A 6,000-nucleotide genomic window follows, 5' to 3' on the forward strand; every position below is an offset into this window, starting at 1 on the left:
CTCTCGCGCTCCAGCGGCCGAACGCCCGACGCCCTCTACCCGAAACCTCGCCGCGGCCGAGTGCGCCTTCGACATGGTGCGTACCGGGCTCGACGGCGTCTGCGACCAGGAGTGCAGAGCACCTCTGGGCAACCGGGCCTGAACCGGCAACCGAGTTACTCGGAGGTGCCCTTCACCGCGTCCTGCTCACGGGTGCAGGACAACCTTGGTGTAGCCCTCGATGCGTTGGTCGAACTTCCGGTAGGCGTCCGGCGCCTCGGATAGGGACAGCTCGTGGGAGACGACGAAGCTGGGCTTCGCGCGGCCCGCGATGATCATGTCCCGCAGCTGCCGGTTGTAGCGCTTCACGTTGCACTGCCCGGTGCCGATGACCTGGCCCTTCTCGAACATCCGGCCTATCGAGACGAGCAGCATCCCCTTCTTCGCCTCCTCGTTCGGTCCGCCGGGGTCCGACGGCACGTACAGGCCCGGCACGCCCAGCCGGCCGGTCGCGCGCACGGTATCGATCAGCGAATTCAGCACGACGGCCGGTTCCTCCTTCGAGCCGTCGCCGACCTGCGCCTGGTAGCCGACCGCGTCGACGCCCTTGTCGGTGCCCTCCCCACTGGTCTGCTCCTTGATCATCTCGACCGGGTCGCCCTTGGAGAAATCGATCGGGATGGCCCCGATCTCCTCCGCCTTCGCCAGCCGCTCCGGCACGCGGTCGACGCAGAACACCCTCGCCGCGCCGCGCAGCAGCGCCGAGTAGGCCGCCATCAGCCCGACTGGTCCGGCTCCGTAGACGACGACGCTCTCGCCCGGCGAGACCTGGGCGAGCTCGCAGCCGTGGTAGCCGGTCGGGAAGATGTCGGCCAGCAGCACGAAGTCGGCCTCGTGGCTGCCGTCGGCCGGCAGCTTCAGGCAGTTGAAGTCGGCGAACGGTACCCGCAAAAATTCGGCCTGCCCGCCGGTGTAGGGCCCCATCGCGACGTAGCCGTAGGCGCCGCCGGCGAAGCCGGGGTTGACGGTCAGGCAGAACCCGGTGTTGCCCGCCATGCAGTTCTTACAGAACCCGCAGGCCACGTTGAACGGCATCACGACCCGGTCGCCGCGGTTGAGGCTGGTCACGCCGGAGCCGACCTCCTCGATGATGCCCATGTTCTCGTGCCCGAACACGATGCCAGGTTCGGCAGCCGTTCGGCCCTCGTACATGTGCAGGTCGGAGCCGCAGATGGCGGTCGAAGTAATGCGCACGATCACGTCGTTGGGGTGCTCGATCGTCGGCCGGTCCACCTCGTTGATCGCGACTGAGAAGGGTTCCTGGTATACGACTGCTTTCATCGTTGACCACCTCCGGGTGGAAGACGCGCGAAATCCATCTGCATGCCGACCAGGGACTACCCCGAGCGGGAAGACCCAAGACACGGATGGGCGTCACCCGAACGAGGGTCCTGCGGGGAGTTGCCGGAACTTCACCCACCAGCGGGCGATCTTCGGCTAACTTCGATCAAATCCGCAGGTACGAGTCCGGGAGTTCCGAGTCATGGCGCAGCTCGTCAAGATGCCGCTGGACGACGGCGGCGAACTGCTCATCGAGGCCGCAGACGGTCAGGGGGCGATCCCGGTCGGCGGCGCCGGGAAGGTCGTGCAGGCCTCCGAGACCGTGCAGAAGGCTATGGGCAACATCCGGTCCGCCGCCGAGGCGGTGCTCGGCGAGCTGCGCGCGATGGAACAGCCGCCGTCGAAGATCAGCGTGCAGTTCGGCATCAAGGTCACCGGGGAAGCCAACCTCGCGGTCGCCAAGTCGACGGGCGAGGCCAACTTCAACGTTTCCGTCGAGTGGAGCGACTCCAAGTCCAGCAAATGACCGGCCTGGCGGCCGATCCGCTCGACCCTGCGGTGGTCCGGCTCCGCGTGGGCCGGACCGTCCTGGGCGCGGGGTTCATGATCGCACCGGGCGTGGTCGCCACCTGCGCCCACGTGGTCGGCGAAGCGACGCCAGTAGCCGATTTCCCGTTGCTGCGCAGCCACGATCACGCCGTCGAAGTGCTGTCGCAGGACGACGACCTGGACGTCGCGATCCTGCGACTGGCGGACGCACCACCGGGAGCGCTGCCGGTTCCGGCCCGGATCACCGGCGACGTCCGCGACCACCGCTTCCGGACCTTCGGCTTCCCGCACGACATGCCGGACGGGATCTGGGTGACCGGCCGCCTGGTCGGCGCACAGGGTGCGGGCCGCATCCAGATGGCGGTCGACCCGGACCACTGGCGCATCGAACCGGGCTTCAGCGGAGCCCCGGTGTGGGACGCGGCGCTGCGCGGCGTCGTCGGCATGGTCGCGACCACCTCGGCCCGCAGCGGGACCACGGCCCACCTGGTACCGACGACAGCGCTCGGCGATGCCTGGACGACCCCGGACCGCAACCCGTACCGGGGATTGCGGCCGTTCCGGGAAAAGGACGCCGCCCTGTTCCACGGCCGCGACGACGAAGTCGAGGAGCTGCTGGAACTGCTCGCCGAGCAGGACATGATCGCCATCGCCGGGCCGTCCGGATCCGGCAAGTCGTCGCTGGTCCGAGCGGGTCTGCTGCCCCGGCTGCAGCAGATGGGCGCCACGATCGCCGAACTGAACGCCGGTGATCCCATCGACTCGGTCCCGGTTGCCGGCGGCGGCACGGTGCTGTTCCTCGACCAGTTCGAGGAAGCGGTCGCCGCCGACCCCGAAGCCGCCCGCGTTCGGCTCGGGCAGATCATCGAACGGGTCGCCGCGCTCCCGGTCCAGACAGGACGACCAGCGCCGCTGCGCGTCGTGCTGACGTTGCGGTCCAGGTCCTTGGACGACCTGACGACGGCGGAGACCCGCAAGAAGCTCAACCAGGCCGTCTGGCTGCTCGAACCGATGCAGCGCGAAAGCCTGCGCGAGGCGATCACCCGTCCCGCGGCGGAAATCGGCGGAATCGCCTTCGAAGTGGGCCTGGTGGACGCCATCCTGCACGACTCCCCGCCGGAGCACGGCACGCTCCCGCTGCTCTCCGAACTACTCAAGCAGCTCTGGGACCACCGGCACGGCGGCTGGCTGACCCACGCGGCGTACCAAGAACTCGGCCGATTACCCGGGGCGTTGAGCAAGCACGCCGATTCCGCCCTCGCCACCTTTCGGCCAGCAGCCGCAGCGCAGGCCAAGCGGCTGCTCGTCCGGCTGACCCGCCCCGACGGCGAAGGCGGCTACGCCCGTCGCAGCGTCAGCCTCGGCGACCTCGACCCCGAACTCCGGGAAGTCGCCCACGACCTCGCGGCCAAGCGCCTGGTGCTGATCCAGGACCAGACGGTCAACCTGACGCACCAAGCCCTGATCGAGCGGTGGTCCGAGCTGCGCGGCTGGCTCGCCGCGGACGCGGATTTCCTTTCCTGGCAAGCGAAGCTCCAGCAGATCCAGGATGCCGGAGGGCTGCTGCGCAACGCACCGCTAAGCGAGGCTGCGGACTGGTTGCGGGCGCGTGCCGACGACATCCTCGAGCACCAGCAGCGATTCATCCGCCGCAGTGCCGCGGCCCAACGGCGAGCCCAGAACCGGTGGCGCACCATCACGGCGGTGTCGGTGACCTTGACGCTGGTCGCGGCGGTCCTGACCGCGGTGGTGGTCGGGAACAACGCCGAGCTCGGCGACCGGCTGCGGTTCATCAACGCCGCTTCGCTCGCGCAGGCCTCGAATCGCGCGACCGAAGTGAACCCGCTGGAAGCGCTGCAATTGGCGCTCGCGGCCTGGAAGGAAAAGGCCGACAGCGTCGATGCCGACGGCGCCCTGCTCCAACAGCGGTTGTACTGGCGCGGCGTGGACCACGTGCTGGACCAAGAACCTTTTCGCGATATCAGGGAAATTCACGCCAGCGCGGATGGCCGGGTCGCGGTGCTGGTACCGCGCGAGCCCACCGGGCGCCTGACCGCGTGGTGGAACCTGCCGGACCCCGACGGCGCTCGCCGCGAGATACCGGTGACAGCGGACGGCGAGTTCGCCCTGAGCCCGGATGGGCGGCGGTTAGCCGCTTCCGGCCCGGAACCCGGCCTGCGGGTGTGGGATCTCGGCCGCCCCGATGGCGATCCGATGGTCCTGGATCCGCAACTGGTGGCCGACTCCCCCGCGTTCAGCGCGAACGGCCGCTTCCTCGCAGCCAGGCCGGACGACTGGACACCCGTCGGCTCCCCGAAGCAGGTGCGAGTCTGGGACCTCGACAGCGGGCAGGAGATCCCGAACCCGCTGACCTACGCCTGGAACGGGAACCAGCCGGTCACGGACGCTTACCCGGCGCCGGACGGCCGGTCGCTGGTGCTCATCGAGTACCGCGGACGTCGCCTGGGTGGTGCGCACGTGTACGAGCCGGTGGTGCGCGACCTGGCGACCGGCGCCGAGATCCGCGCGTTCCCGGCGGGCGAGGGCGCGAACGCGGAAACCGCCGTCCTCGACGCCGGAACGCATGCGGTGACCTGCAGCGACGACACGCTGGTCATCCACGATTCGTTCACCGGTGCGGTCACCGGGCAGTTCCCCGACCCGGGCTGCGCGATCTACCCCGATGCGACCGGGCAGTACCTGCTGCTCGACAACGACCCGAACGGCGCGCGTCTGACACATGCCCTGCACTGGAGAACCGGAGCCCTGCTGGCCTTCGGGAACTCATCGGTCCCCGTTTCGTGGGGTGCCCCCTACGACCCGAACCCGGTGCTGATCCCGGGCCCGGGCGGCGCATTCACCGCAGTGTCGGCCCGCAACGGCGCGGTGCAGGTGGGTTCGCTCCCCACCAGCGCGAGCGGTGCCAAACCGCCGAAGGTCGACCCCGATTCGAGCTCCCTCAGCCCGGACGGCAGGTCGTTAATCACCTACGTCTACGTCGGCAGCGGTGACGAAACCGGGTTGACGCTGCTGGACGAGCGCGGCGCGCTGCTGAACCGCCAGCCGTTGCCGAAGAAGCCGGACGGGCTGGCCTTCGACGCCTCCGGGGAGCGGATCTTGGTGGTGGCCGGTCGAGCGCTCCGCATCTACCGCACGGCGGGATTGGTGCTGGAGCGCGAGGTACGGATGCCCTCCCCCGCAGGACGCGACGGCGACGAGACATACCGGCACGCGGCGGCGTCGCTGACAGCCGCCCCGGACGGGCGCGTGCTGGTGGGACATCTGGGCGTCTTGTCGTTCTGGGATCCGCGGACGGGCACGCAGACCGCGCCGCCGGTGGAGCTCGACGTGCCGCCGGCATGGGAGTCGCTGCCAGGTGGCCCGAAGATCGCGCTCCGCCCGGGAAATCCGGACCAGCTGCTGGCGCAGACCAGCGACGGCCTCTCGGTGTGGGACCTGCGGACCAGAACGCAGGCGCACGCGTTCCGGCTCGGGGTCACCGACCTGGTCGTATCCGCCGACGGCTCCGTTGCCGCGATGACGGACCGGGCGAACAACTCGATCCGGCTGGTCGACCTGATCAAGATGGATGAGATCACGCCGCTGATCGCCCCGGGCCCTGTGAGGCTCATCGGGATGTCCGGGCCGTACTTGTTCGCCAAGGACGTCACCGCGGTGCAGGTCTGGAACTGGGGCGAACGCCGCATGGTGGCCTCGATGAAGCTGGGATCGCAAGTGGAGCAGCAGGCGGTGGGGCGAGGCGATTTCGTCCTCGACCGACTGCCCGGTCACCAGGAATCGATCCCGCTCGACCCGGAGTTCTGGTTCCGCAACCTGTGCCGGATCTCGGACCGGGAGTTCACCGTCGAGGAACGGAACCTGCTCCCCGAAGGCGTGAGCGACGAGCCGCCGTGCAGATGAGGAGACGCGACATGGCAGACCTGACCGCGGACGAACCCCTCGCCGCATCGCTGGTCCGGCTCGTCTCCGGCCAGGTGCTCCTCGGCACCGGCTTCGCACTGCCGGGCGACCTAGTCCTCAAATAAGCGAGTCGGTCACTGTGGGGGCGGTAGTAGCCGAAATGATCACTTTGGCGTGAGCGTGGGATATGCCGATGAGTGGTGGGGGGCG

At 69.1% G+C, this 6,000-nt stretch carries 3 protein-coding genes; 2 read left to right on the plus strand and 1 reads right to left on the minus strand.

Annotated features, from left to right (window positions below):
- Positions 1 to 186: 186 nt before the first annotated feature.
- On the minus strand, positions 187 to 1,320 hold the full coding sequence (locus tag ACWDKQ_RS25520) for a glutathione-independent formaldehyde dehydrogenase (protein WP_450141287.1): 1,134 nt from the start codon (positions 1,318 to 1,320) through the stop codon (positions 187 to 189).
- A 202-nt stretch (positions 1,321 to 1,522) separates the two neighbouring features.
- On the opposite strand from ACWDKQ_RS25520, the gene ACWDKQ_RS25525 reads away from it, so the two are divergent.
- Both ACWDKQ_RS25525 and ACWDKQ_RS25530 read left to right on the plus strand, forming a co-directional pair.
- The gene (locus ACWDKQ_RS25525; protein ID WP_450141288.1) at positions 1,523 to 1,846 is read left to right on the plus strand and encodes a CU044_2847 family protein; all 324 of its coding nucleotides are present in this window, start codon (positions 1,523 to 1,525) and stop codon (positions 1,844 to 1,846) included.
- On the plus strand, positions 1,819 to 5,790 hold the full coding sequence (locus tag ACWDKQ_RS25530; protein ID WP_450141289.1) for an nSTAND1 domain-containing NTPase: 3,972 nt from the start codon (positions 1,819 to 1,821) through the stop codon (positions 5,788 to 5,790). Before ACWDKQ_RS25525 ends, ACWDKQ_RS25530 begins: the two co-directional genes overlap by 28 nt.
- Positions 5,791 to 6,000 lie beyond the last annotated feature (210 nt).

Source organism: Saccharopolyspora sp. NPDC000995, assembly GCF_053599315.1.